Below are 25,618 nucleotides of genomic sequence, written 5' to 3' on the forward strand. Positions count from 1 at the left end.
ATTTAAATAACTATGGTTGAACCTGATTATTGACACAAACCTCGCCCTGTCTAACCATTGCATTAATGGCATAATTCACTGTCTCTCCATTCTGGGTTATGGATAATGTTGCTGTTATTAAAACAGGTGGTTGAGCAAAGTTAAAATCAAGCTGATTTCTTTCTGGATTCTCAACATGCTTAGCAGGAGAGCTTGCTTGCATTGTTGGCGATGGGCAGCTTAAGTTTGTGTTTGGGACTGCATTATGCCCATCGTAATGAAAATTATATTGTATATCGGATACATTACTTACAAGAAGTTGGGGAGCACTCCATGTACCGCGACTATAGTTTACGCGATATAATCCGGGTTCGGCGTCTGAATTTGTGGTACCAACCACATATACAGCAGCATCTACATGCTGCCTCAACTGTGGTATATTTTTATAACAATCTGTAGCGACAAGGTTACTTGCATATTTTTCATTAATATAGGTTATTACTAAAGGCTGATTACCTGTAGTAGGAGTAACACCTATACTTGTGTTAACAAAACTGGTTGATAAAAATTGTTTGTTATTCGTGTCCGTAAAAGAACCGTTGAATATATTATTTAAATCATTTGCTGTTGGAGGACTCATGCAGCTGAAATTACCTAATTGGCGAGCATCACTACGTAATAGGTTTGCCGTATTTCTTACATCCTGCTCATAACTGATTCTAGTTTTAACCTGTTCTTTCAGTTTATATGTAGTTAAGAACGTTGAGCTGGCAGCCAATAATATAATTATACTGATAATTGAAGCAACCATCACTTCAACAAGGCTAAATCCACTTTGTTTACTTAACGTTGTTACCAAGTCTGAGGCGAATTTATTTGTGGTTTTACCCTGATTAATCTGCCCATGATAAGCTTTTTTCATGACTGACCTGCTGTTAAACTATATGAAAATTCATCATCACTTACATCATTACTCAGAGATTGTCCTCCCCATGTAACCGTAATCTCGCCATTGGCATTAATAGTACAACTATTTAAACTTGCATTAACTAGATGGATACCTAATTTGTTTGAACAAGTAGCGGTATTATTGGTGGCATAGTGAGAATAATCTTTAGCAATGTATCGTATTTTAACATTCTTTGAATCGGTAGTTTCCCGAATCGTTAAACCAGGCTGAGAACGCATTTTTTCTACATAATTTTGCACGGCTCTGGTTACCTCACTTTGATTAGCTGCATTAATTGTTGTATTTACCGCAGTAATCTGCGCCAGCATTAATGCAAGTACGCCAAAAGAAAGCACAAATATTGCTACAACAGCCTCAATTATAGTAGTTCCTTGTTGCGTTTGATATGCATACAAACTGTTGTATTGCGTTTTTTTAATATTATGCTGAGACATGTCAATTTCCCTATATATCAAAATTAAGGCAACGGCACTGTACAGAATGAGTTGGAGGTGTCATTTTGACATAACACCGGTTTGCCACTTGGTGTAATGACAACACGACGGTTTAAATTCGGATATTTGCTATCGCTAACTTCCATTACTACGTTCGATTGTCCGATAGTCCAGCCATTTGCTCCTTCACCAAAACCAAACTGACCATTAGGCAGGAAACCCAGTTTGTTTCCATTTGCTATATTGTCGTGATAGGTGCTTTGATCTGCTTTATAGTTTTGCCATTTGAGCTTCACCTTAATTTTGTTAATATCATCAGTATTTTGGTTTAAAGCCACCACACGAACAGAAGAATCTGTAGCTGCGGCGTACTCCCCATTGATATCATTATCAATGAATGCTAAAAACCCTTGCCAGCCCTCACCCTCATTATAGGCTGAAAAATTTTGGCAGCCATTAGAATCAGTCGTATTCTTTCTGATCGTTGTAGGACAAATTAATACTGGTTTATTGGCGCGGATAGCTTCTGCACGAGCAAACTGAAACAAAGCAAGCATTTGCTCCGCGCGATTATTGATTCGCTGTGATGCGATCATTCTTTCCATTTTAGGTAAGGCAACTGCAGCCAGTACTGCTGTAATTGCAACTACAATTAACAGTTCTATCAAGGTAAAACCAGCATTTGTAGGTTTGGATGGAACCATAACTTCAACCTTAAAGTTACCAGACACAAATTAACTTACAATTATATTCAGCTAATTTTACAACATTTCACCTGTTTTGAACTAATTATTTCTGAGGAATTCAGAATTAATCATCAAAATACCCATCAGGCATGGCTGCATTGTCAAATTTAGTAAATTGTCCCTGAAAAGTCAAATGTACTTTTCCGGTTGGTCCGTTACGGTGTTTACCGATAATACACTCAGCTAAACCTTTAAACTGACTGTCGGGGTGATAGTATTCATCACGATACATAAACATTATCAGGTCAGCATCCTGCTCAATTGCCCCAGATTCACGTAAATCTGACATCATTGGTCGTTTATCAGTTCTTTGTTCTACTGTGCGTGATAACTGTGACAAAGCGATGATGGGAACTTGCAACTCTTTAGCTAATGATTTTAGGGAGCGGGAAATTTCCCCAAGCTCTGACGCGCGGTTGTCTGACCGGCCAGAACCAGACATTAACTGTAAGTAATCAAGCACAATCAGCCCCAGTTTACCGCCCTGCTGCCGAGCCAATCTTCGCGCACGTGCACGCACTTCCAGAGCCGTTAATCCGGGGGTTTCATCAATAAACATTGGTGCGTCGGTTAGTTTAACTACGGCATCATTAAGTTTGCCCCAATGCTCATCCTGCAATTGTCCGGTTTTGAGTACGCTTTGATCAACTCGGCCTACTGAACCTAACATTCGCAGTACCAGCTGTGCCCCCCCCATTTCCATCGAAAACACGGCTACTGGTAATTTTTCTGAAATAGCTACATGTTCGGCGATATTTAGGGAAAAGGCGGTTTTACCCATAGAAGGACGACCAGCTACAATTATCAAATCACCAGGCTGTAGACCGGATGTCATTTTATCCAGATCAATAAATCCGGTTGATATGCCGGTAACATCGTTTTTGTTGTCACGAGAGTACAGATAATCAATTCGGGTCACAACTTCTTTAAGTAAAACGGGCATACTTAGGAAGCCTTGCTTGGAGCGTGCGGTTGATTCGGCAATCTGAAATACGCTGTTTTCTGCTTCATCCAACATCTGTGCGGCATCTTTACCCTGAGGGCTATAAGCAGAACGGGCAATTTGTGTACCGACCTGTGCTAATTGACGCATGATGGACCGCTCTCGGACAATTTCCCCATAACGGCGGATGTTCGCGGCGGAAGGGGTATTCTGTGCCAGTGTAATCAGATACTCCAGACCACCCGCTGATTCCAGCTCTTCGCGTCGCTGCAATTCCTCTTGTACTGTAATCACGTCAGCAGGACGTGACAGCTCAACCAGTGTTTTAATTCCTCTAAATATGAGGCGATGCTCATGACGATAAAAATCATCTTCATCAATTAAATCCGCAATTCGATCCCAGGCACTGTTTTCCAGCATCAGCCCCCCAAGAACGGATTGTTCTGCCTCCATTGAATGCGGAGGTACTGCCAGCTGGTTTGTCTCTTCGTTACTTATATTAATTTCTTCCATGTCTTTTAACTTTAAGAACTCCTTTTTTAATTTTACCATTAAGCTTGAGATTATTTGCTGCTAATAAGTGCAGTGTATTACAATATTAATGAACCGTATAATGGTTTAATGTGAGTTAAACATTTTTTATATTTGCAAATTAATCCAGTTTGCCTGAATAATAGACTCATTGTAAAACACTAAACAATCACTCTGTCAGAAGGAATCTCAACCATGGAACACAAATTACCGGTACTGCCCTACGCTCTTGATGCACTAGCACCACATATTTCTAAAGAAACAATGGAATACCATTATGGTAAGCATCATCAGACTTATATTACCAACATGAATAATCTGATTAAGGGAACTGAATTTGAAGACATGCCTCTGGAAGAGATTGTAAAAAAATCTTCCGGCGGATTGTTTAATAACGCAGCGCAAACTTGGAATCACACTTTTTACTGGTTTGGTTTTTCACCAAAAGGTGTACCTTTGGCAGAAAACGGTGCTTTGGCCAAGGCAATTAATGCTAAATGGGGTAGCTTTGATGCATTTAAAAAGGCGTTTGATCAAGTGGCAGCCAGCACTTTTGGTTCTGGCTGGGCTTGGCTGGTAAAAACACCGGCTGGTGAGCTGGATTTAGTATCAACCAGTAATGCAGCTACACCACTCACCAGTACCAATACTCCGCTTTTGACATGTGATGTTTGGGAACATGCTTACTATATTGATTATCGTAACAGTCGCCCAAATTACTTAAGTAATTTCTGGGAAATCATTAACTGGAGCGAAGTAGAAAAGCGCTTTGCTGCCTGATTCATCTTTAATTATGAAAATCAAAAAACTGCCTTGAAATAAGGCAGTTTTGTTATTGAATTTTGATTTAGTTACTTTCTTTGGGTATGTACCAGTAATGTTTGGTGTTATGTGTTTGCATATACTGCTTGAATTCAGCCGAGTTATAAGCTGATTTGATCGCCTGCGCCCATGGTTTCTGTACATTATCTGCTCGTACTGCTGCTACCAGTTCAAATGCAGGTACGATATCTTCCTGTAATAGAGCAAGATTAGGGTTAATTTTAGCTGCATAGGCTCTGCTTCCCGGTATTACTGAGTAATCGAAATCAGACAATGTACGAGGAATATTACCGGGATCAAGTTCTGTAATGTTTAATTGATAGGGATTGGTTTTGATATCATTTTTTGAAATTTTGCCTAGATTGGCCAGTGGTTTCAAGGTAATCCAGCCTGCTTTCTCTAGTAACCGATATGCCCGGGCAGCATTTGCTGGGTCATTAGGAACGGCAATAGCACTGCCTTTTTCTATTGCTTGTAAGTTATCATGGCGTTTGGAATAAATTGCTGTAGGGACAGTTGGGATGTGGGTTAAAGCTACCAGACTGGCTTTTTTGTTTTGATTAAAAGCAACCATATAGGCGGTATGCTGATCAACATTTATGTCTACATTACCTTGTTGTAAGGCAATATCTGCCTGCATTAAATCTGAAAAATCTATTTGTTTAATTTTGTAACCCTGCTTTTCCAGAATCGGTTTTACTGCGTCAAGAAAAAGTTGGCTATAGGGGCCTGGCGAGGTACCAATAATTATCTGTTTGCTATTATTCTTATCCTGCTGACAGGCTGCCAGTACCCAACAGGCTATTATTAAAGTAAGAAGATGCTTTACCAGCTTCATGCTATCGACTCCAGTTTAGGTATGACTTAAATCTCACGGTTGGCAAAAAACAAAAAATTTATTCTATGTTTCAATAGAGCTTAGTGATTTACATTTGATTAAAATTTGTTTATGTAAAAATTTTGTGATTTAAATCATATTTAATGAAATTGACTACAATTTTGTAGAATAATATTAATTTGTGTAGTCTAATGTTTGCAGTAAAATATTAAAAGATTGGCTGTTTATATACATAGATTAAAAAATTATAAGCATCTAAGCAAAAAAACGGCCTTTTTCAAAGCCGTTTTTGTACCCGTTAATTCTTTTTGGCTTTAGCTGCGAGCCAATTGCCTAAGGTCTGAATAATTTGCACAATCAATATTAGCACGATGACGGTAGCAATCATGATTACGTAATCAAACCGCTGATATCCATAATTTACTGCCAAATCACCTATACCACCACCGCCAACAGTTCCAGACATGGCAGTTGCATCAATCAAGCCAATCAATGCGGTGGTTAAAGCCAGAAGAATGGACGGCATTGCTTCTGGCAAAATGAAATAGCGAATAATCTGGAAATTGGTGGCACCCATTGATTGGGCTGCTTCAATAATCCCAGCAGGTACACTTAATAGTGAATTTTCTATCAGACGGGCTATATAAGGCGAAACAAAGATAATCAGTGGGATAATCATTGCTTTGGTGCCAATAGAGGTGTGAATAATCAAACTCGCAACGGGCAATATGCAAATCAGTAGAATAATAAAAGGTAATGAGCGAAGTATATTAATAATAATATTTAGTAAATTGTACAACATTGGTTTTGGCCACACTCCTCCCTGACGTGTGAGCAATAATAATACACCTAATGCTGTACCCAATATTGAACCCAGAACAAATGAGATGCTGACCATATTGAATGTCTGCAATAATGCAGTACCAAATTGCTCCGCAGTTAATGAAGTTTCAAACCACTGACTCATACACCACCTCTTTCAATTCGAACGCCTCTAGCCTGTAAAAAAGCTACAGCCTTTTGTATATCTATTTCAGTACCGTTCATCTGAATAAACATGCTGCCTAATACAACACCACTTATTTCACGCATATTGGCAAAAAGTATATTGATTTCCACTAATTGTTTTAAAATCAGTTCATTTACTACTGGTTCTCTGGCTGAATTGCCTAAAAACTCTAATCGATAAATATTATTTTGTTCAACCAGACTGTCTAGTACTGCTTCTGGTATGTCTGCATTGATTACGGTGCTGACAAATTTTTTCGTTGTTTCCTGCTGTGGTGCCGAAAAAATATCCAGTACTGTACCCTGCTCTATTACCTGACCTTTTTCCATCACAGCCACTTTGTTACAAATTGAGCTGATAACTTCCATTTCATGGGTAACCAGTAATATTGTAATATTCCGTTCACTATTGATTTGTTTTAATAATTTTAATATTGATAGTGTAGTCTGCGGATCCAGTGCAGATGTAGCCTCATCACATAATAATATGGATGGCTCAGTAATCAGTGCGCGTGCAATTCCAACACGCTGCTTTTGTCCACCTGATAGCTGGCCAGGGTAGCTGTGCTTTTTACTGGCCAAGTCGACATAAGTCAGCATGGCATCTACTTTACAGTCAATTTCTTCACGTTTTAAGCCCTGCAAAACCAATGGTATCGCTATATTTTGGGCTACGGTTTTTGATTCTAGCAAATTAAAATGCTGAAAAATCATACCAATCTTTTTTTTGTGCGCTCGCTGTGCCTTAGCATCCAGTTTGTTTAAGTCAACTCCATCAACTCGAACTGTACCGGAGGTAGGTTTTTCTAGCTGGTTAACCAGACGGATTAAACTACTTTTACCTGCGCCACTCCAACCAATTAGCCCGTAAATATCGCCTGTATCAACAGTAAGGTTAATATCATTTAAGGCATTTACTTGCTGTTTATTTTTGATATAAGTTTTCTTTATATTTTCAAATATGATCATAACGACCCTTAAAATACTCTGTGTGTCTTAATTCCAGATGCGGTAGCTATCATGTAATTCAGATAGTGTACTTGATAATTCATAACTGTGCCGACTGAATTTTTTCAGTAAATAACTAAAAAATCTAGTATTATGTTAATAATAGTAAAATTTATAAGTAATTTACTGTATGTGACAGATATTTTTTTGTCGAATGTCATGCCAGTTCATTGCCTGACAATGATGTTGCTGCCAGTACTGGATAAATGCTTCACTTTGCAGCCATTGCCATTCGCATTCACGTGCATTTTTAATTTCATCGTTCCAACTTTTTGACGGAACTGCCGGATGGCACATTATGAGCAAACCATGCTCTGAAGCACTTGTAAACCATTGTTTCCATTTGGTCTGCAAGGTTTTAATATCCGCATTAAAGTTGTAAATGCCTGCAAAAGCATGATTATGCGTGATGTTTGCCTGCTTTAATGATTTGTCCAGCTGATAGCCGCCAAGTGCATAAATTAATTTTGCTTTGATATCGTGCTGCGGGCTTTTGGTGCTGCGCACTGCTATTTTATTGCCATACCGTTGCAATAAAGTTTTTAGCATGACAGAACGTATTTGTGGAAATTGATGAATATGCTGATGACCATCTATAAAAATAGGTTCGCAACCTATTTTGTCTTCAAAGGCATCAAGTTGGCGATTAATCGCATCCTGTATAATTCTTTTTGACCAAGCATGCAAATAAGATTTAATTAGAATCTGTTTCAGGCTGCCCAGAGCTGTAAAACCGGTTAAGTCAAAATGCAGGCCGATATCAATATTTTGTTTTTTCAGCTCAGCCACTTCATCCGATGCAATGGTACCCATACTCATAAAACTAGTGGCTTGTATACGCCCTATTTGTGCTAAACGCAGCACGGCTTCGTTTACCGCTGCCGACAAACCTAAGTCATCTACATTAATCATTACTGGCTTCATGATTTACTTTCTCATTAAAGGCCCAGAATTTACCCAAAACAAAAGATAAAAACGTTACTATGATGGTAACAATAAACCATAGCCACCAGTAAGCCTGATTACCAAAGCATTTTATGCCGGCCATGAATAAAATCTGATTGAGGGCGAAACCGGCCAGGGCGCTGCACAGCCAGCGCCACAAAGCCTGGAAGCATGAATGCTGGGTCTGACTAAAGGTAAGATGATAATGTCCGATAAAGCTGATAACAAAAGCACACAAAAAAGCTAATGGATTGGCTAAAACAGGTTTTAGCTGAACATGCTGTACCAGTAGCAACAGGCAGCAAAAATGCATAGCGGCTGCAATAGTTCCTACCAAACCAAACAATATTCCCTGTCTGGAAATAATTTTCATTTTTTATCGCGACTATCTAAGACTTTATCAATTAAATAAAGTGGCCGCTGTTTTACTTCTTCATATATACGGCCAATGTACTCACCAATTACGCCAAGGCAAACCAACTGAATTCCGGCAGAAAACATAATTCCAGCAGCTAGCGTTGGCCAGCCAGCAAGGTCTTTGCCAAAAAATAAGGTATCGGCCACTATATACAGACCATAAATGAATGCCAGCAAAGAAATGATTAGCCCCATCCGGGAAATCCAGCGTAAGGGTCGCTGAGAAAAAGAAGTGATGCCAACCAGAGCTAATTCAAACAGGCTAAGATAATTAAATTTACTTTTACCGGTTTGGCGCAAGGATGCCTGAAATGGAATATAGATGGTGGCGAAGCCAACCCAAGCATATAATCCTTTCATGAAACGCTGTCGCTCAGGTAACTGAAGCAGAGCCTGTACTACTCTACGCGTCATCAGGCGAAAATCTCCGGCGTTGGGTGTCAGTTCAAAGCGGTGGGTATCCTGCATAAAATGATAAAAACCATTTTTTAATGTGCGGATTAATAAGCTTTCGTGTTCACGCGAGGTTTGTACGGCGGCTACTACGTCTACATTATTGGAATGCATCACTGCAAGCATCTGTTCAAGTACAGATATTGGGTGTTGCCCATCAGCATCCATCATGGTAACCAGTTCGCCCTGCGATTGTGCCAGCCCGGCAGTCAAGGCAGCTTCCTTACCAAAGTTGCGTGAAAACTGTACTAGTCGTAAGGCTGTGTTGGTTGGTAGCTGTTGCCTGAGTTGTTCGTATGTAGCAGTTAAATGATCAGTACTGCCATCATCAATCAGAATTATTTCACAAGATTTGTCTTGTTGATTGGTAAAAGTAAATAATTCTGGCAAAAAACGGCTTAGTGCGGCCGCGTCGTTATATATTGGTAGAATAATGCTTAAACCAATGATATTTTTATCCATATAATTTACCTCACAGGCTGCTGGCTGATTGAGACCATTTCAGCGCAGTATAGATAAAGCCCGATTTCAGTTTTACAAGAAACAAGCACAATGTTATTTGAAACAGTTTCTGGGTACATAAGCCTGCCAGACTACTTTCAGAGGTTCACGATCAGGTAATTTATCCCATGCAATTGTCCATTCCCCTTGTTTCATAATTAAGTTAGGTTGTTGCGCTAAGGGCTGTAGCCATGGTACTTGCGGCTGTTCGTTAGCTGGCCAGAGAGCAAGTGTACCATGCTGTTGCAAACGACTACTGTTCATCCACGGTGAATAGGCCTCAGAACCCGACACCATTACGGATGGGGCAAATTTTGAATAGGAAGCAACCAGTAAAACCACCCAGTCTGAACCAGTTACGCTGTCCAGTTTACATGAAGATAGCGTTTGCCATTGTTCATCAGCCTGTCTGGCCAACGCAACTTGTGGCCAGTCCATGCGTGAAGGTTTGTGGCGTATACGAGCACCAAATTCTACATAGATAGCCATTAATATGGTGACGATTAACGCCCATATTGCTATGCCTTTCAGTAAGCACTTGCTTTTATTGTTAAATACTTCATCAGGTATCAGGGCGACGATTATCAGCCCAGATAGCCCCCACATGGGCATACCCCACATGTCTCTCAAGCCAAGTCCGAAAATCAATCCTGCACAAGTGAGTATCAATGTAGGAGCCATTCCCATCCATAGCAGAAAACGCCAGTCAGACCGATGCAATATCGGGCTGGGTGTGCGCAATCTCAGGCGGGTACGGGTAATAAGCAGAATTAGTATAAGGGGCAGATGATTGATTATCTGTGTTCCCAGATAACCCAAAGCAGCCAAATGGCCGTTGCGGCTGGCGTCTTCGGCGGAACGGGCAGAAGCATAAATTAATGGTAGCCAGTTATGCTGCATCAGCCAGTATAGATTCGGCGCAAATACCAGTAAGGCTATCAGAACTGTCAACCACGGTTTTGCTGTCAACCATAGACGGCGATATGGTGTGCATATTGAATACAACACCATGGTAATAATTAATATGCCAACCGTATATTTTACTAGCATACCAGCGCCAGCCAGCAAACCAAACAGCAACCAATATCGCCAGCGATTTTCTCGGCTAGCCAGATAAAATAGATATACCAAGCCAAGCCATACAGGCATTTGTGCTATATTATGATTGAATTCCAGTGATGGCCAGGTGTAGTAAAAGATGGCCAATAAAAACAGAGCACCTACAAATGCCCTGCCCGGGCTCATCAGGCGTCGTCCAAATAGATAAGCCAGCCATATACTTAGCGCAATAGTGCACTGGCTAAGAATGTACGGTCCGATGTGACCGAAAATATAATAGAAAGAATACAGTATCCAACTTGAAAGTGGTGGATGCTTGTAATATCCCAATTGCCATTCACGTCCCCAGTAAATACCTTCTGGTACATCTAGCGGATAGCTGGCAGAAAGCGCAAATGGTAATACAATCCATAAAACAAAATACAGGATTAACCATATTGGTAGCCGGACTGAGAACGGTTTACTGGGCATGGTACGGATATCAGTTTTTAAAACACATCATTATAAAGGTACTGTAAAGATTCTGGGGGAATTTCACTATATAGCGTTGGCAGTAAACTGAGTGGATAGTGTAACAATCAGTTTGTTGTAAAAATACACAAGCGCAATTAATTACAATTGCGCTTGTGTATTAACTATCAGGCTGAATGAATTCATGCCACGAGAAATTTAACTGCAAGTTTTTCCGACCAGATTAATTCCAATACATCACCAGACTCAATTGCCGCAACACCTGCTGGTGTACCCGTATAAATGATGTCTCCAGCCTGCAAACCATAAATACGGGACAAATAACTGATTATTTGCTGGCAGGAAAACATCATATCGCGGCTATTACCCTGCTGGCGTATTTCACCATTAACCTTAAGGCAAAAATCCTGCGACTGTATATCGTTTACTTTATCTGGCGTAATAAAGTTCGAAACACAAGCTGCTGTAGGAAATCCCTTGGCTTTTTCCCATGGCAGCCCTTTGCTCTTTAACTCTGTCTGCACATCGCGCGCTGTTAAATCAAGTCCGATGGCATAGCCTCCTACATAGTTCAGTGCTTTTTCCTCACTTACATCAACAGCATCTTCTTTAATATAAATGACAAGCTCACATTCATGATGTACATCACGGCTATATGCAGGTAGTTTAATATTGTCGCCAGCCTGAGCCAGAGAAGAAGTTGGTTTCAAGAATACAACCGGTTCATCAGGTTTGGTATTGCGCAATTCTTTGACATGTTCTGTATAGTTTCGTCCAATACAAAAAATATTGCCTAAAGCAGCACGCTGCCCTTCAATTTGAATGGTTTTCATTGTTCGTTACCAATATAGAGTTTAAGCCAGAATAGGTTAACCGTTACGTGAAAATCCAGTTAATGAATCTGGCGAAAGCTGATTATTAAAATCACAGATTCTGGTCACATTATCCGTTATTCTTAAGTAAAATGCAGACAGATCCAGTTTAAAAGGTTGTAACTTCACTTAATTTTAATAATTGCATAGGTTCACGCAAATATGGTTCAACAGTTTTAATCAGATTTTGAAAATGGGTGGTACGGTTATGTTCATCAATTGCAGATTGATTAGCCCAGCATTCTATAAACACAATGCGATCAGCTTTATCCAAATCATTGTTAACTGTATAAAAAATATTGCCTGACTCCTGACTTGACCGTGTCACACACTCCTCAACTGCTGCTGCAATATTCGGCCATGCACCGGTTTTCAGTTCCATTATGGCAACTAGCTTTATTGGTTGTGACATATTTTCATCTCCATCAATTTTTATCAAATAATATTTAAGCAAATGATAGCTACAAGCTTAAGCCTAATTTTTTAATCTGACTCAGGCAAATATCAATTCAATCGCGTCGGGTTGCATCCACACCTTCTTGTACCGAGTTTACTCCGATAATAGTCAAACCGGGAAAATCAGCTACACGTTTCGGACAATTAGCCGCCGGAACGATGGCATGCGTAAATCCCAGCTTTTCTGCTTCGCGTAGCCGTTCTTGTCCGCGTGGTACAGGGCGAATTTCACCTGATAAACCAACTTCACCAAATACAATCAGTTTTTCCGGCAATGGGCGGTTACGATAACTGGACAACATAGCCAGAATGACAGCCAAATCGGCCGCCGGTTCGGTAATTTTTACTCCACCGACAGCATTCAGGAATACATCCTGATCATAACACGCAATACCGGCATGGCGATTCAGCACAGCCAACAACATGGACAGGCGCTCCTGAGCCAGTCCCACAGTTAATCGCTTAGGCGAAAAGCCATGCGCATCATCAACCAGTGCCTGAATTTCCACCAGCAACGGGCGTGAACCTTCCTGTGTGACCAGTACACAGGAACCGGGTACATCGTCACGATAACTTGATAAAAATAAAGCCGAAGGGTTAGATACCCCTTTTAGTCCTTTTTCCGTCATCGCAAAAACACCCAGCTCATTAGCAGCACCAAAACGGTTTTTAATTGCCCGAATCATGCGGTAATTTGAGTGTGTTTCACCTTCAAAATACAACACTGTATCCACCATATGCTCCAGCACACGTGGTCCGGCAATCGCTCCGTCTTTGGTTACATGTCCAACCAGCAGCATACTGATGCCTTGCTGTTTGGCCAGTCGGGTTAACTGGGCTGCACACTCCCGCACTTGTGATACAGATCCGGGTGCAGAAGTAATACTATCCGAATACATGGTCTGAATCGAATCAATCACAACCACTCTGGGCTGCTGGCGTGCAATAGCAGCACTGATCGCTTCAACTCTGATTTCTGCCAGTAAATGTACTTTGTCTGCATGTACACCCAAGCGCTGAGCACGTAAAGCTACTTGTTGTGCCGACTCCTCTCCGGAAACATATAATACTGATTCCTGCTCTGCCATCTGAGCTATTGTTTGCAACAGTAATGTGGATTTACCAATCCCCGGATCCCCACCCAAGAGAATGACTGCGCCTTCAACTAAGCCACCACCAAGAACCCTGTCTAGTTCTCCCATGCCAGTAGCAGTGCGTTGCACCTCAACCGCACTCACTTCTGCCAGCAACTGCACCTGCGTTTGGCCGGCTGCCCATGACTGAAAACGGCTATTGGATGCAACAGCAGGTAAAACTGCTGTTTCTTCTAGTGTATTCCATTCACCACAATGCGGACAACGACCCTGCCATTTGGGTGAATTACCGCCACAATTGCGACATTGAAACTGAGTTTTTTGTTTTACCATACAATCTTTCCAATAAAATTTTCTCTAAATTTGGCAAAACAAAGAATGATATTGCTCACATTAATTCTGATGCTTGCCTGTAGGCGCGATTATGCAATTTCTTCTGATTACAGAATCAACAATTGGATATTTTAATAACCTGTTTATCGTCAATAGGGATGACTAAAATCATTGAGTGATATTTTTATTTTACCTGAGCTTCTGGCGTGATGGTAAAACCCTATATAATCCTTTTATATAACTATGTAATCTTATTTCAAGTTAAATCATACAGTCCTTTCAGTATGCTGCTTAATAGCGGAACTAAAACAGCAAATTGATATGTCTTCATTGTGCATCGCCCTTGTCAAATTAATCTGGGCTGACGGCTAATCTTATTTTTTTCTAACACTATTGTTCTTCTACTCTTTTAACGATTTTGCCTTAAGCAATTCTTAATATAATTGCTGGCATAAAAGAATTGCAGCTATATAACAAGGCGCTGATGCGCGTAATATATTTTTTAACTTATCAATCCTAACGCTAAAATCACTCAGCTATATTGGGCTATTACTGAGTGGTGTAAAAGCTTTGTTAACTTCTACATCTGTTATCTACTATCTAAGCAGAAAATACTATGGCAGAAATCAGTTTAAGTAAATAATTGATAGACATCTTCGCTCATTGGATATTTAATATGCACTTTTAACTTTCCACTGTTTGCTTTCAAGTGGTCTGTGCCAAACAACAAGTGTAAGCAATATGCGTATACAAAATATTATATACTTCATATACAAATGTTTATTAAAATACTAAACTATTAATATTATTATTTTAATAATTTGTCATGCGTTTTAGCATGAAACTGTTATGCTAAAGCCAGCTTACTATTTTTTTAATTTTATAAACGGGGTTTGTCAAAGATATGTCCTTACCAATGATTGTCACCTTTGCTGTGTACATTTTAGGAATGATCGCAATTGGTTTTTTTGCCTATCGATCAACGCAAAACTTTGGTGATTATATTTTAGGTGGACGGCGTATTGGCAGCATGGTGACAGCACTTTCAGCTGGTGCTTCTGATATGAGTGGCTGGCTGCTGATGGGGCTGCCGGGGGCTGTATTTTTGTTTGGCATTTCACAAAGCTGGATTGCTATTGGTTTGATAACTGGAGCTTATCTGAACTGGTTATTGGTTGCCGGCAGACTACGTGTTTTTACTGAAATTAATCATAATTCATTAACCTTACCAGACTATTTTGCTCACCGCTTTGATGACAACAGCTCATTGTTGCGCATCATTTCAGCAGTAATCATTCTTATCTTTTTTACTATTTATTGTGCATCCGGCGTAGTTGCTGGGGCTAAATTATTTGAAAGTACTTTTGGTATGAGTTATGGCTGGGCAATGTTAGCAGGAGCCGGTGCGACCATTATTTATACATTTATTGGCGGTTTTTTAGCTGTTAGCTGGACAGATACCATTCAGGCTAGTTTGATGATGTTTGCCTTGATTTTAACGCCAATCATGGTGATGATAAACGCTGGCGGTTTTTCTGACGCCATAGCTTATATTGAGTCTCTTAATCCAGAATATACAGACCTATTTGCTCATATGGATGTGATTGCAATAATCTCGTTGCTTGGCTGGGGCTTAGGCTATTTTGGGCAGCCTCATATTTTAGCCAGATTCATGGCTGCTGATTCGCACGAAGTAATGAAAAATGCACGTCGCATCAGTATGACATGGATGATTCTATGCTTAGCCGGTGCCATTACCGTTGGTTTTTTTGGAATAGCTTTTTTTGCTAATCATCCTGAACTGGCTTATCTGGTTAATAATGGCAAGCATGAACGCATATTTATAGAGCTATCAAAATTATTATTCAATCAATGGGTTGCTGGCATAGTTCTGGCAGCAATTCTTGCTGCGGTAATGAGCACATTAAGCTGTCAGTTATTAGTCTGCTCAAGTGCCCTAACAGAAGATTTTTATCGAGCTTTCTTCAGACCAAAAGCAAAAGAAAGAGAGCTTGTCTGGGTTGGACGGATTATGGTCTTATTAGTATCTATGATTGCAATCTTATTAGCGATTAATCCAAATAATAGCGTTTTAGATTTAGTGAGCCACGCGTGGGCTGGCTTTGGTGCCGCATTTGGTCCGATTATCATTTTCTCAGTATTTTGGTCGCGCATGACACGTAATGGAGCATTAGCCGGTATGATTGTTGGTGCGATAACCGTATTAGTGTGGATCTATTTTAAATGGTTTGATCTGTATGCACTGATTCCCGGATTTTTGTTTGCTTCAATTGCTATTATAATTTTTAGCTTATGCGATAGAAAACCCAGTGAAACAGTGAAATTTCATTTTCAACAAGCATATAAACGCTATCATAACCAAGAAGAGTAGATTTATTTTAAAAAAATGCGCTGAGTTGGAAGCTGTTTAGTGAAGTGAGAAATTTATACCCAGAGCCAATTTATTTTATTGTCAAGTTATATTATGATTATGTCTTTAAATGACAATAACGTAATAATGAGCATTAAGCACTGGCCGCAACATGACCGTCCACGGGAAAAACTTCTTAAACTAGGTGCTACGGCCTTAAGTGATACTGAGCTACTTGCTATTTTACTGCGTACTGGTACACGTGGCATGAGTGCGGTAGACCTTGCCCGTGAGCTCATCTCAAAAATGGGCAGTTTACGAGCCTTACTGGAAGCGGACTGTCAGCAGTTGTGCCAGCACCATGGTATGGGTATGGCCAGTTATACCCAATTTGCCGTTATTCGCGAAATCAGCCGGCGCATGCTGGCAGAAGAAATGCAACGTCGCCCTGTTTTTACCCAGCCCGAAGCAGTAGCTGATTACCTACGTCTACACATTGGCCATGAAAAAGTTGAAGTATGCGTAGCATTACTGCTGAATCAGCGCAATGAATTAATGCATACCATCGAGCTGGCACGAGGTACCATCAATGAGACCAAAGTATATATCCGTGAAGTTGCTACCACCGCTTTAAATCATCGCGCAGCCTCAATCATTCTAGCTCATAATCATCCGGGACAATCTGCAATGCCTTCAAACAGTGATATCCAGTTTACCAAACAGATTAAAGCTGCATTGAACCTGCTGGAAATACGGCTGCTCGATCATTTCATCATCACCGCTGAAAAGATAACCTCTATGGCAGACTTAAGCCTGTTGTAACAACCTTAATAGCCAGAGGCAGTTTATTCACCGGTACTGCCGTTCAAAACTGGATAAAATTACCATTGCCGATTACAATGTCTGGTTTAATAGCGTTATTTACCTAAATCATACGGAGTATCCCCATGATTGATTTTGCTTATGCTGCAAACTCTGCCGGTTCACAGAGTAGCCTCATGCAATTTTTACCACTTTTATTAATTCTCGTTATCTTTTATTTTCTCATCATTCGTCCGCAGCAAAGCAAGCATAAAAAACATCAGCAGATGCTAACTGAGTTGAAAAAAGGCGACAAAGTTATCACTTTGGCAGGCATTGTTGGCAAAATTACCAAAGTTAATGAACAATACTTTACTCTGGAAATTGCACCAAAAGTAGAGGTTGAATTTGAACGCAATGCCATCAGTGGCAAAGTACCAGAATAAAATCAGTTTTCCTGCCGCAACTTTAAAGTTGCGGCCTTTATTTTCTTCACCTAAATTCTAAAACAACAGTCTGCAAGCAAGGCAGCAAATATGAATCGTTATCCTTTGTGGAAATACCTGCTTATCATCGTTTCAATAATACTGGGGCTGTTATATACCATTCCCAACTTCTTTGGCGAGATACCGGCAGTCCAAATCTCTACCAACCGTCAGGCCATTACCATTAATGAGCAAACCGAAAATTCGGTACAACAGGCACTTGCTGCGGCACATATCCAGCATCAGGGCATGTTCATCGCCGATGGTAGCTTAAAAGTACGCTTCAGCGATACTGAGACTCAACTCAAAGCGCGCGATGCCATTGCAGCCAAATTCGGCGATGGTTATATCGTGGCATTAAACCTATTGGCCAATACTCCTGAATGGATGGAAAAAATCCATGCCAAACCTATGTTTCTGGGTTTAGACTTACGTGGTGGTGTACATTTCACCATGCAGGTTGACATGGAATCAGCTGTAGACAAAACGCTCGACAGCTATGCCGGTGATATTCGTCGCCAGCTACGCAAATTACAAATTCGCAGTGGTAATATTGTTAAAAAAGGACAAACACTGATCGTACCATTTCAATCCGCTACCGATGCCAATACAGCCGTTTCAGGATTAAAGAAATATCTTAACGACGCTACACTCACCCTAAATGGCGACCGGCTGATTGTGAGCCTGAGTAACACAGCGCTAGCCAGAATTCGTACCGATGCAGTGACACAAAATATCAATACCCTGCATAACCGCGTTAATGAACTAGGCGTAGCAGAACCTGTTATTCAGCAGGCAGGACCGGATCGAATTGTAGTACAGCTCCCCGGTGTTCAGGACACCGCCAAAGCTAAAGATATCATTGGCCGTACTGCCACCCTGCAAGTGCGTATGGTGAGTGACGACCCAAATCAGTATCAGCAGGCATTGCAGGGACATAGTCCAGACGGTTATGAACTGCTGTCATCAGCTGGCAATGGTGCCCCAACGCTGGTCAGCAAACAGGTTGAGCTAACTGGTGACAACATCAATGATGCACAGGCCAGCTTCAATGACCGAGGCCAACCGGGTGTAAGCGTGAATTTTGATAGCACAGGTGCCAGCATCTTTGCCGACCTTACCCGCAACAATGTTGGCAAACGTATGGCCATGGTTCTTATTGATCAGGGCAAAGCAGAAGTCATTACAGCTCCGGTAATCAATGAACCTATTCCGGGCGGCAAAACTATCATTTCGGGCAATATGAATATTGCCGAAGCCAATGATACCGCCTTGCTGCTGCGTGCGGGTTCTCTGGCTGCACCTATGAAAATTATCGAAGAACGTACCATTGGTCCATCACTGGGTAAGGAAAACATTAGCAAGGGCTTCCATTCAACCCTATGGGGTTTTGTAATAGTAGCCGTATTCATGATGCTTTACTATCGGCTGTTTGGCCTGTTTTCAGTAGTTGCGCTGTCATGTAATTTGCTGTTTTTAATTGCCATCCTGTCTGCTATGCAGGCTACTCTAACCCTACCAGGTATTGCTGCTATTGCCCTTACACTGGGTATGGCCATCGACTCAAACGTATTGATTAACGAGCGTATTCGCGAGGAGTTACGACATGGTAATACCCCGCAGATATCAATTAACGCTGGTTACGATCATGCTTGGCATACCATTGTGGATTCAAACATCACTTCACTGATTGCCGGTCTGGCCTTACTGATTTTTGGTTCAGGCCCTATCCGTGGTTTTGCTGTAGTGCACTGTCTAGGGATTCTTACTTCCATGTACTCATCCGTAGTGGTGTCACGTGCCATTGTTAACTTGTGGTACGGCCGCAAACGTAAATTGAAAAGGCTGTCTATTGGCCATGTCTGGGTTGCTGATAACACTTCCAGCAGTAAAAGTAGGGCTTAATTAATTATGGAATTCTTTAAAATCAAACGCGATATCCCGTTTATGAGCTATGGCAAGCTAACAACGGCGATTTCATTAATTACTTTTATTCTGGCTGTATTTTTTCTCGTCACACGCGGTCTAAATTTTTCTGTTGAATTCACCGGTGGCACCGTGATGGAGGTAGAGTTCAAACAGAGTGCCGATTTAAACAAAATTCGCAGTGAGCTAGATGGACTGAAACTAGGCGAAGTACAGGTGCAGGCACTGGGTACCAATAAGCAAATTATGATTCGCTTACCCAATAAAGCCAATATGACTTCTGCGCAACTGTCCAATCAAGTAATGGATTTGCTCAAACAGCATCAACAAGGTGTCAGTTTACGACAGGTTGAATTTATTGGGCCGCAGGTTGGCGAAGAGCTGGTTACTCATGGCTTGTTAGCTCTGGGTATGGTAGTTCTTGGCATCATCATTTATCTGTCTATGCGTTTTGAATGGCGTTTTGCTGTTTCTGCCATTATTGCCAATATGCACGACGTGGTGATTATTCTAGGCTGCTTTGCTCTATTTCACTGGGAATTTTCTCTTACAGTACTAGCCGGAATACTGGCCGTACTTGGTTATTCAGTGAATGAATCGGTAGTAGTATTTGACCGTATCCGCGAAAACTTCCGCAAGCCGCAAATGCGTGGTAAAAGTGTTCCAGCCATCATTGACAACGCTATTACCGCAACAATGAGCCGAACCATTATTACCCATGGCTCCACTGAAGCAATGGTTATTTCCATGCTGATTTTTGGTGGCGCCGCTTTGCACGGTTTTGCTATGGCCTTAACTATTGGTATCGTATTTGGTATTTACTCTTCTGTGCTGGTAGCTAGCCCGTTACTACTCATGTTTGGCTTAAATCGGCAGAATCTGGTTAAACCACCAAAACGTAAGGAAGAAGCCGTAGTATAAATTGTATTATTACCGTGCCGTCTATTAATAAAAAATATCTCCAGACTGAATACTTTTCTGGAGATATTTTTTTGACTGTCAGCCTAAATTAGCAAATCTGATTGTACTACCTAACATTACCGAATCAGCAGCTGAATTTATCAATAGGCTGTAAACAAATATAGCAGGCTTTAATTTAATGCAGTACGCGCTCGTCTTTCCAACCTTTATCTGTTAAAACTAAAATAGCAGTACGACGTTGAGGCTCCTGTAAAGTTTTCCACCAGTTTTCATCTGTCGTTTTGAGTAGATGTTCCGCCCATTTTTCTGGTACAAATTTCGCATCATAGACTACCTTGGTAATGGTTACACCATTTGCCGGTGTCGGTTCAGTAAAGAGCACAATTTTATCGACTTTTTGTGTACCGAGACATAACAGGCTTCCCTGTGCATTATTCAGCATATTGGCTTCACCTTTAGCGGTACGATAGTATACAGCCTGCGCAATATCAGGTTTACCATCCACTGTCAGAGTAGTATCTTTACCTTTTTCATATAAATCTGCATCTGTAAGAATTTCCATCTGTTTCAAAGCAGTTTTATTAATTTTGTCACCATCACTATTTTTTTTGGCAATGCGAATTTCTTTACTGCCAAGAGTAACCATATTACTCATGCTTCCCTGAGCATTATCCAGCACCAGATTAACGGCCATACAAACCTTGTCGTTCTTGGCAAATTCATTAATCGCTTCTGTAAAATTATTTTTACTCGCCTCCTGCTTACCACCACAGGCTGCCAGCAACAGGCTCACAGCAAGTATACTAATCTTCTTCATTCCGGCCTTCCTCATCAAAAATAAAAACTGGACTGATTAAAGCATACTGCCAATATGTCAGATTAGCAACGCAGCCGGCATAACAGAAGCTTGCTAACACAATATTGAACAGCCAATCAAGCATAAAACCAACACTTAAGCTAGCATGAACAAACCGGTATAATACTAACCTAACTGAACATACAGGTTTTCATACATGAGTATCCGAATTTATGGTATCAGCCAATGTAATACAGTAAAAAAAGCGCGCCAGTGGCTAATAGAGCAGCATATCAGCGCTGAATTTATCGACTTCAAAAAAATACCACCTACAATCACAGACCTTCAACACTGGCTTACGCAAATTCCTAAAGAAACACTGATTAATCGTAAAGGTACCACATGGCGCAAATTAAGTGCCGATGAACAGCAGAATGCCCTAAGCAGTAATGAAGCAGCAATTAACCTAATGATGAATCAGCCTTCTGTAATTAAGCGACCCGTACTAGTAAACAATCAACGCGTACTGGTTGGTTTTGATGCACAACAGTATACTGAATTTTTAGCCTGACATTTCCAGAAATACAAACAATGAACACCACTATCTTTATCTCTGATTTACATCTGTCTGAACAGACGCAGCCATTAACAGAATTATTTCAGCACTGCCTGCAACAATGGCAAAATAATATTGATGCTTTATATATACTGGGCGATTTTTTTGATGTCTGGATTGGTGATGATGACAACAGCGAATTTATTCAGCTCATCAAAACTCAGCTAAAAAACTTCACAGCTAACACCCCAGTATATTTTATTCATGGTAATCGCGATTTTTTGCTGGGCGAACAATTTGCAGCTGAAAGTGGTATTAAGCTATTGACAGCACCGAAGCTGATAAATCTCTATGGTCATGATTATATAATCATGCATGGTGATGAATTATGTACTGATGATGTGGCCTATCAGCAATTTCGTACCCAGTCCCGCAATCCGCTATGGCAAATGGCAGTACTGAGTAAACCCATCGCAGAACGGCGTCTGCTGGCTGGACAAATCCGACAAATGAGTGAAACACGCAAAAATAATGAAGGCAAGAGTGAAATTTCCGACGTGACTGAAAATGCCATTCAATCATTAATGGCTAACTATGCTCAGTCCTCGCTACCTACACTGATTCACGGCCATACACACCGTCCGGCAGTGCATGAGTCACAGTTAAACAATCAGCCTTTCAAGCGTTATGTCATACAGGACTGGGCTGAAAACTACGGTGGCTACCTGGCTATTGACGCAGAAGGCGTACACGTACACGATCTGAAACGCTAAACAAATATATTGGTTGTGGTAATAATGTAGTCAGTACTATAACCAATATATTATTTCGGAAAATCTTTACATATCAGTTACTTCGTCCCGACACTCATCGATCAGCAGGACAAGCCATTCTGCATCTGGATAATAGCAGTCGTTGCACGGACAATGTTTTGCAACATTACCGTTATACAAAATCCGTATGGCACTATTATTACTTCTCAACCATTTTTATTTGTACTATTGATCAATACATACAGTATTAATTGCGCTCAAATTATGGCTGGAATATTTAGTATTTGTATACACCGCTATTCAGTAGTAAATTTTGCAAACTTACCAAAACTGTAAAGCTAGAACATAATCAGATTTTAGTAGCAATGGTTTAAAAAAACCGTGTTTATAGAACTAAACACGGTTTATATGAACTGGAAACTGTCTACTTGCTGCCACGCATCAAATCAAAAAAATCTGCATTATTTTTAGACTGCTTCAATTTATCAATAATAAATTCCATTGCTTCAATATCATCCATCGGATGCAGGAATTTACGCAGCAGCCACATTTTTTGCAGATGGTCATTGGAAACCAGCAATTCTTCACGACGTGTACCAGAACGATTAATATTGATTGCCGGAAACAGACGTTTTTCAGCCATACGTCGATCCAGATGCAATTCCATATTACCCGTGCCCTTGAATTCTTCATAAATCACGTCATCCATACGGCTACCAGTTTCAACCAGAGCTGTAGCGATGATGGTTAATGAACCACCTTCTTCCACATTACGGGCAGCACCAAAAAACCGTTTGGGTCGATGCAGAGCATTGGCATCAATACCACCGGTAAGAATCTTGCCAGAAGCAGGAATAACGGTATTATAAGCACGCGCCAGACGAGTAATTGAATCCAGCAGAATGATGACATCCTTTTTATGTTCAACCAAACGCTTGGCCTTTTCCATCACCATTTCTGCTACTTGTACATGGCGGGTAGCTGGTTCATCAAAGGTAGAAGAAACTACTTCACCACGCACTGAGCGAGTCATTTCGGTTACTTCTTCCGGACGTTCATCAATCAACAGTACAAGCAATTCTGCATTAGGATAATTAGCGGTAATTGCATGGGCGATGTTTTGCAACATTACTGTTTTACCGGATTTTGGCGGAGCCACTAGTAATGCACGCTGACCAAAACCAATCGGAGCAATCAAATCAATGGCGCGGCCAGTAAGATTTTCGCCAGATCGAATATCCCGCTCTAGCACAAACTGGCGATCTGGAAATAACGGTGTCAGGTTTTCAAACAGAATTTTATGTTTGCACACATCCGGGTTATCACCGTTGATTTTATCAAGGCGTACTAGTGCAAAATAACGTTCGTTATCCTTAGGCACACGTACACTGCCTTCAATCGTATCACCAGTATGCAGATTGAAGCGACGAATCTGGCTTGGGCTGACATAGATATCATCTGGACCGGCCAGATACGATGTATCCATACTACGCAGAAAACCAAAGCCATCAGGAAGAATTTCCAGCGTACCAGAACAGGTAAACGCCTCTCCCTGCTTCATTTTGATTCGTACAATCGCAAAAACAAGATCTTGTTTACGTAAACGATTGGCGTTTTCAATGCCAAACTCCTCAGCTATGCCCAATAGTTCAGACACATGTTGGTTTTGTAATTCAGAAACGTGCATAAAGATATAAATGAACTTATTTATTAGAATTTAAGATAAAATGAGTCGACAGACTCAAAATAATTTAGGTCACCGATTCTTATATACATAAGAAATGTAAAAGAATAGTAAGGTTTTTATTGAATGTCGATTTGATTTAAACCTGCCACAATTGACATTAAAAAGATTTAGAATTGACCTCTTCTTATAAGATCTAATTCTATTCTGCGTGTCTGATAGTGTCAAGTTATTATCAACATTCAAATAACACTGGCAACAAGCATACCTGTAAAATACAAATCTGACATCCAAAATTACTGTTCAATAAAATTGGCATAACTAATTTTCTTATCAGACCACATAAACAGCCCAGCAAATCTATAATTCTGGTTAATATAAATTGTATATTGTTATATTAGCCGTTTATTTTTAAGCTTATACTGTTATTCAGTGCTTTAACTTACCTTATTTTTAAATTTAGTGTTTAAGTGTAAATTAAAACTAAAGGTATCAGAAAGACAACAGCTATAGCCGATTCGAACTGTCCAAACAAATTACCATTATCAGTTTTTGCAAAATTCGTTTTATGGCATTTCATTCAACCTTACTCTAAGTAATATCTCTTATTAACCAGATGTACCCATTCCATGTAGAGCTGAATGCTTAAAACAGATACTCTTTTGTACAGAACAGAAATTTATTTTTCCTGAGGCTGCTATAATTACTCTTCTTCCAATATTAAGAGAGAAATTATGAAACGCTGGTCTTTCACTATTATAGGAATCACTACTTTGCTGGCTATATCGGCCTGTAATTCCACTGATAACAATTATAAAAATACCGGCAGTGAGCCGGTAGCTGTTACCAAATCGGCTGCCACAAACCCACAGGTGGCAGGAGATGAGTTTCTGGCCAAAAATAAAACGGCAACAGGCGTAAAAACCACTGCTACAGGTTTGCAATACAAAATTAATCATGCAGGTTCAGGTAAGAAACCTCAGGCTACAGATATGGTTACCGTCCAGTACGAAGGTCGCTTAATTGATGGCACCGTATTTGATAGCACCGCACAACGGAATAATAAACCAGCCACATTCCCACTTAATGGCGTAATACCGGGCTGGACTGAAGGTCTGCAATTAATGTCTGAAGGCAGTGACTTTACCTTCTACATTCCGGCAAATCTGGCCTATGGTGATCAAAGTCCGACTAGTGCCATTCCGGCTAACAGCGTATTAATCTTTGATGTAAAACTAATTAAAGTTGGTATGTAATCAATTAGTGGAATCAGCAATGAGAAAAGCACTCAAACATTTGAGTGCTTTTTTAATCTGGCTCCCCGACCAGGGCTCGAACCTGGGACCTGCGGATTAACAGTCCGTCGCTCTACCGACTGAGCTATCAGGGAATGAGGCGAAATTATAGCGTTTGTAATTTTACTGT

At 40.5% G+C, this 25,618-nt stretch carries 25 protein-coding genes and 1 tRNA gene; 9 read left to right on the plus strand and 17 right to left on the minus strand.

Annotated elements, in window-relative coordinates:
- Nucleotides 1-10: 10 nt before the first annotated feature.
- The 4 genes from J6578_RS00460 to dnaB all read right to left on the minus strand — a co-directional run bounded on the left by J6578_RS00460 (nucleotide 11) and on the right by dnaB (nucleotide 3,585).
- A complete protein-coding gene (locus tag J6578_RS00460) occupies nucleotides 11-901 on the minus strand; it encodes a PilW family protein (protein WP_287953612.1) in 891 nt (296 codons plus the stop codon).
- Entirely contained in the window at nucleotides 898-1,383 is a 486-nt protein-coding gene (locus J6578_RS00465; protein ID WP_239364828.1) for a type IV pilus modification PilV family protein, read from the minus strand. The genes J6578_RS00460 and J6578_RS00465 overlap by 4 nt, the downstream gene beginning before the upstream one ends.
- 23 nt (nucleotides 1,384-1,406) lie before the next feature.
- Nucleotides 1,407-2,087: a GspH/FimT family pseudopilin gene (locus J6578_RS00470; RefSeq protein WP_287953614.1), complete on the minus strand. Its 681-nt coding sequence runs from the start codon at nucleotides 2,085-2,087 to the stop codon at nucleotides 1,407-1,409.
- A gap of 106 nt (nucleotides 2,088-2,193) precedes the next feature.
- Entirely contained in the window at nucleotides 2,194-3,585 is a 1,392-nt protein-coding gene (dnaB, locus tag J6578_RS00475; RefSeq protein ID WP_093090458.1) for a replicative DNA helicase, read from the minus strand.
- Between the two features lie 213 nt (nucleotides 3,586-3,798).
- On the opposite strand from dnaB, the gene J6578_RS00480 reads away from it, so the two are divergent.
- A complete protein-coding gene (locus J6578_RS00480; protein ID WP_093090460.1) occupies nucleotides 3,799-4,383 on the plus strand; it encodes a superoxide dismutase in 585 nt (194 codons plus the stop codon).
- Between the two features lie 67 nt (nucleotides 4,384-4,450).
- On the opposite strand, the gene J6578_RS00485 is transcribed toward J6578_RS00480, so the two are convergent.
- From J6578_RS00485 to radA, 10 genes are all read right to left on the minus strand, one after another.
- Complete coding sequence (locus J6578_RS00485) at nucleotides 4,451-5,263, minus strand: MetQ/NlpA family ABC transporter substrate-binding protein (RefSeq protein WP_287953616.1); 813 nt, start codon at nucleotides 5,261-5,263, stop codon at nucleotides 4,451-4,453.
- A 298-nt stretch (nucleotides 5,264-5,561) separates the two neighbouring features.
- Nucleotides 5,562-6,230 carry a methionine ABC transporter permease gene (locus tag J6578_RS00490; protein ID WP_093090462.1) on the minus strand — a complete coding sequence of 223 codons (669 nt, stop codon included), beginning with the start codon at nucleotides 6,228-6,230 and terminating at the stop codon, nucleotides 5,562-5,564.
- Complete coding sequence (locus tag J6578_RS00495) at nucleotides 6,227-7,240, minus strand: methionine ABC transporter ATP-binding protein (RefSeq protein WP_100151054.1); 1,014 nt, start codon at nucleotides 7,238-7,240, stop codon at nucleotides 6,227-6,229. The genes J6578_RS00490 and J6578_RS00495 overlap by 4 nt, the downstream gene beginning before the upstream one ends.
- 162 nt (nucleotides 7,241-7,402) lie before the next feature.
- Nucleotides 7,403-8,203: a ChbG/HpnK family deacetylase gene (locus J6578_RS00500; RefSeq protein WP_287953618.1), complete on the minus strand. Its 801-nt coding sequence runs from the start codon at nucleotides 8,201-8,203 to the stop codon at nucleotides 7,403-7,405.
- Nucleotides 8,184-8,597, minus strand: a complete 414-nt coding sequence (locus tag J6578_RS00505; RefSeq protein WP_100151056.1) for a GtrA family protein — start codon at nucleotides 8,595-8,597, stop codon at nucleotides 8,184-8,186. The genes J6578_RS00500 and J6578_RS00505 overlap by 20 nt, the downstream gene beginning before the upstream one ends.
- Nucleotides 8,594-9,556, minus strand: coding sequence for a glycosyltransferase family 2 protein (locus tag J6578_RS00510; RefSeq protein WP_287953620.1), 963 nt, complete (start codon nucleotides 9,554-9,556; stop codon nucleotides 8,594-8,596). The genes J6578_RS00505 and J6578_RS00510 overlap by 4 nt, the downstream gene beginning before the upstream one ends.
- Nucleotides 9,557-9,649: 93 nt before the next feature.
- A complete protein-coding gene (locus J6578_RS00515) occupies nucleotides 9,650-11,125 on the minus strand; it encodes a glycosyltransferase family 39 protein (RefSeq protein ID WP_287953622.1) in 1,476 nt (491 codons plus the stop codon).
- Nucleotides 11,126-11,307: 182 nt separating this feature from the next.
- Nucleotides 11,308-11,958, minus strand: coding sequence for a fumarylacetoacetate hydrolase family protein (locus J6578_RS00520; protein ID WP_239427778.1), 651 nt, complete (start codon nucleotides 11,956-11,958; stop codon nucleotides 11,308-11,310).
- Between the two features lie 148 nt (nucleotides 11,959-12,106).
- A complete protein-coding gene (locus J6578_RS00525) occupies nucleotides 12,107-12,409 on the minus strand; it encodes a putative quinol monooxygenase (RefSeq protein WP_239364843.1) in 303 nt (100 codons plus the stop codon).
- 97 nt (nucleotides 12,410-12,506) lie between these two features.
- On the minus strand, nucleotides 12,507-13,880 hold the full coding sequence (radA, locus tag J6578_RS00530; protein ID WP_239364845.1) for a DNA repair protein RadA: 1,374 nt from the start codon (nucleotides 13,878-13,880) through the stop codon (nucleotides 12,507-12,509).
- A gap of 904 nt (nucleotides 13,881-14,784) precedes the next feature.
- On the opposite strand from radA, the gene putP reads away from it, so the two are divergent.
- From putP to secF, 5 genes are all read left to right on the plus strand, one after another.
- Nucleotides 14,785-16,272 carry a sodium/proline symporter PutP gene (gene putP / locus J6578_RS00535; protein WP_287953624.1) on the plus strand — a complete coding sequence of 496 codons (1,488 nt, stop codon included), beginning with the start codon at nucleotides 14,785-14,787 and terminating at the stop codon, nucleotides 16,270-16,272.
- A 126-nt stretch (nucleotides 16,273-16,398) separates the two neighbouring features.
- Nucleotides 16,399-17,073, plus strand: a complete 675-nt coding sequence (gene radC, locus J6578_RS00540) for a RadC family protein (protein WP_093090824.1) — start codon at nucleotides 16,399-16,401, stop codon at nucleotides 17,071-17,073.
- A 125-nt stretch (nucleotides 17,074-17,198) separates the two neighbouring features.
- Nucleotides 17,199-17,498, plus strand: a complete 300-nt coding sequence (gene yajC, locus J6578_RS00545) for a preprotein translocase subunit YajC (protein WP_037405563.1) — start codon at nucleotides 17,199-17,201, stop codon at nucleotides 17,496-17,498.
- Nucleotides 17,499-17,588: 90 nt separating this feature from the next.
- Nucleotides 17,589-19,442, plus strand: a complete 1,854-nt coding sequence (gene secD, locus J6578_RS00550) for a protein translocase subunit SecD (protein WP_093090482.1) — start codon at nucleotides 17,589-17,591, stop codon at nucleotides 19,440-19,442.
- 6 nt (nucleotides 19,443-19,448) lie between these two features.
- Nucleotides 19,449-20,384: a protein translocase subunit SecF gene (gene secF, locus J6578_RS00555; protein ID WP_037405567.1), complete on the plus strand. Its 936-nt coding sequence runs from the start codon at nucleotides 19,449-19,451 to the stop codon at nucleotides 20,382-20,384.
- Between the two features lie 175 nt (nucleotides 20,385-20,559).
- Here the strand turns inward: secF and J6578_RS00560 are convergent, their stop codons facing one another.
- The gene (locus J6578_RS00560; RefSeq protein WP_093090486.1) at nucleotides 20,560-21,201 is read right to left on the minus strand and encodes an SEN1982 family lipoprotein; all 642 of its coding nucleotides are present in this window, start codon (nucleotides 21,199-21,201) and stop codon (nucleotides 20,560-20,562) included.
- Nucleotides 21,202-21,397: 196 nt separating this feature from the next.
- Here J6578_RS00560 and J6578_RS00565 point away from each other — a divergent pair, with 196 nt between their 5' ends.
- Both J6578_RS00565 and J6578_RS00570 read left to right on the plus strand, forming a co-directional pair.
- Nucleotides 21,398-21,751: a Spx/MgsR family RNA polymerase-binding regulatory protein gene (locus J6578_RS00565; protein WP_037405570.1), complete on the plus strand. Its 354-nt coding sequence runs from the start codon at nucleotides 21,398-21,400 to the stop codon at nucleotides 21,749-21,751.
- A gap of 20 nt (nucleotides 21,752-21,771) precedes the next feature.
- Nucleotides 21,772-22,509 carry a UDP-2,3-diacylglucosamine diphosphatase gene (locus J6578_RS00570; protein ID WP_287953626.1) on the plus strand — a complete coding sequence of 246 codons (738 nt, stop codon included), beginning with the start codon at nucleotides 21,772-21,774 and terminating at the stop codon, nucleotides 22,507-22,509.
- A gap of 424 nt (nucleotides 22,510-22,933) precedes the next feature.
- Here J6578_RS00570 and rho read toward each other — a convergent pair whose 3' ends face one another.
- Nucleotides 22,934-24,196: a transcription termination factor Rho gene (gene rho / locus J6578_RS00575; protein ID WP_037405575.1), complete on the minus strand. Its 1,263-nt coding sequence runs from the start codon at nucleotides 24,194-24,196 to the stop codon at nucleotides 22,934-22,936.
- Between the two features lie 731 nt (nucleotides 24,197-24,927).
- Between rho and bamJ the strand changes: the two genes are divergently transcribed.
- Nucleotides 24,928-25,449 (plus strand): BamJ family beta-barrel-assembly machinery protein, encoded by a 522-nt coding sequence (gene bamJ / locus J6578_RS00580; protein WP_287953627.1) that lies wholly within the window; start codon nucleotides 24,928-24,930, stop codon nucleotides 25,447-25,449.
- Between the two features lie 58 nt (nucleotides 25,450-25,507).
- On the opposite strand, the gene J6578_RS00585 is transcribed toward bamJ, so the two are convergent.
- Nucleotides 25,508-25,583 (minus strand) — tRNA-Asn (locus tag J6578_RS00585).
- Between the last annotated feature and the right edge of the window lie 35 nt (nucleotides 25,584-25,618).

Origin of the sequence: Snodgrassella sp. (assembly GCF_024103505.1) — a bacterium.
In the GTDB taxonomy this organism is placed as follows: domain Bacteria; phylum Pseudomonadota; class Gammaproteobacteria; order Burkholderiales; family Neisseriaceae; genus Snodgrassella; species Snodgrassella communis.

Excerpts from the sequence above, each read along its gene's own strand:
- J6578_RS00460 (WP_287953612.1), bottom strand. The coding sequence starts at position 901 with ATGAAAAAAGCTTATCATGGGCAGATTAATCAGGGTAAAACCACAAAT.
- J6578_RS00465 (WP_239364828.1), bottom strand. The coding sequence starts at position 1,383 with ATGTCTCAGCATAATATTAAAAAAACGCAATACAACAGTTTGTATGCA.
- J6578_RS00470 (WP_287953614.1), bottom strand. The coding sequence starts at position 2,087 with ATGGTTCCATCCAAACCTACAAATGCTGGTTTTACCTTGATAGAACTG.
- dnaB (WP_093090458.1), bottom strand. The coding sequence starts at position 3,585 with ATGGAAGAAATTAATATAAGTAACGAAGAGACAAACCAGCTGGCAGTA.
- J6578_RS00480 (WP_093090460.1), top strand. The coding sequence starts at position 3,799 with ATGGAACACAAATTACCGGTACTGCCCTACGCTCTTGATGCACTAGCA.
- J6578_RS00485 (WP_287953616.1), bottom strand. The coding sequence starts at position 5,263 with ATGAAGCTGGTAAAGCATCTTCTTACTTTAATAATAGCCTGTTGGGTA.
- J6578_RS00490 (WP_093090462.1), bottom strand. The coding sequence starts at position 6,230 with ATGAGTCAGTGGTTTGAAACTTCATTAACTGCGGAGCAATTTGGTACT.
- J6578_RS00495 (WP_100151054.1), bottom strand. The coding sequence starts at position 7,240 with ATGATCATATTTGAAAATATAAAGAAAACTTATATCAAAAATAAACAG.
- J6578_RS00500 (WP_287953618.1), bottom strand. The coding sequence starts at position 8,203 with ATGAAGCCAGTAATGATTAATGTAGATGACTTAGGTTTGTCGGCAGCG.
- J6578_RS00505 (WP_100151056.1), bottom strand. The coding sequence starts at position 8,597 with ATGAAAATTATTTCCAGACAGGGAATATTGTTTGGTTTGGTAGGAACT.
- J6578_RS00510 (WP_287953620.1), bottom strand. The coding sequence starts at position 9,556 with ATGGATAAAAATATCATTGGTTTAAGCATTATTCTACCAATATATAAC.
- J6578_RS00515 (WP_287953622.1), bottom strand. The coding sequence starts at position 11,125 with ATGCCCAGTAAACCGTTCTCAGTCCGGCTACCAATATGGTTAATCCTG.
- J6578_RS00520 (WP_239427778.1), bottom strand. The coding sequence starts at position 11,958 with ATGAAAACCATTCAAATTGAAGGGCAGCGTGCTGCTTTAGGCAATATT.
- J6578_RS00525 (WP_239364843.1), bottom strand. The coding sequence starts at position 12,409 with ATGTCACAACCAATAAAGCTAGTTGCCATAATGGAACTGAAAACCGGT.
- radA (WP_239364845.1), bottom strand. The coding sequence starts at position 13,880 with ATGGTAAAACAAAAAACTCAGTTTCAATGTCGCAATTGTGGCGGTAAT.
- putP (WP_287953624.1), top strand. The coding sequence starts at position 14,785 with ATGTCCTTACCAATGATTGTCACCTTTGCTGTGTACATTTTAGGAATG.
- radC (WP_093090824.1), top strand. The coding sequence starts at position 16,399 with ATGAGCATTAAGCACTGGCCGCAACATGACCGTCCACGGGAAAAACTT.
- yajC (WP_037405563.1), top strand. The coding sequence starts at position 17,199 with ATGATTGATTTTGCTTATGCTGCAAACTCTGCCGGTTCACAGAGTAGC.
- secD (WP_093090482.1), top strand. The coding sequence starts at position 17,589 with ATGAATCGTTATCCTTTGTGGAAATACCTGCTTATCATCGTTTCAATA.
- secF (WP_037405567.1), top strand. The coding sequence starts at position 19,449 with ATGGAATTCTTTAAAATCAAACGCGATATCCCGTTTATGAGCTATGGC.
- J6578_RS00560 (WP_093090486.1), bottom strand. The coding sequence starts at position 21,201 with ATGAAGAAGATTAGTATACTTGCTGTGAGCCTGTTGCTGGCAGCCTGT.
- J6578_RS00565 (WP_037405570.1), top strand. The coding sequence starts at position 21,398 with ATGAGTATCCGAATTTATGGTATCAGCCAATGTAATACAGTAAAAAAA.
- J6578_RS00570 (WP_287953626.1), top strand. The coding sequence starts at position 21,772 with ATGAACACCACTATCTTTATCTCTGATTTACATCTGTCTGAACAGACG.
- rho (WP_037405575.1), bottom strand. The coding sequence starts at position 24,196 with ATGCACGTTTCTGAATTACAAAACCAACATGTGTCTGAACTATTGGGC.
- bamJ (WP_287953627.1), top strand. The coding sequence starts at position 24,928 with ATGAAACGCTGGTCTTTCACTATTATAGGAATCACTACTTTGCTGGCT.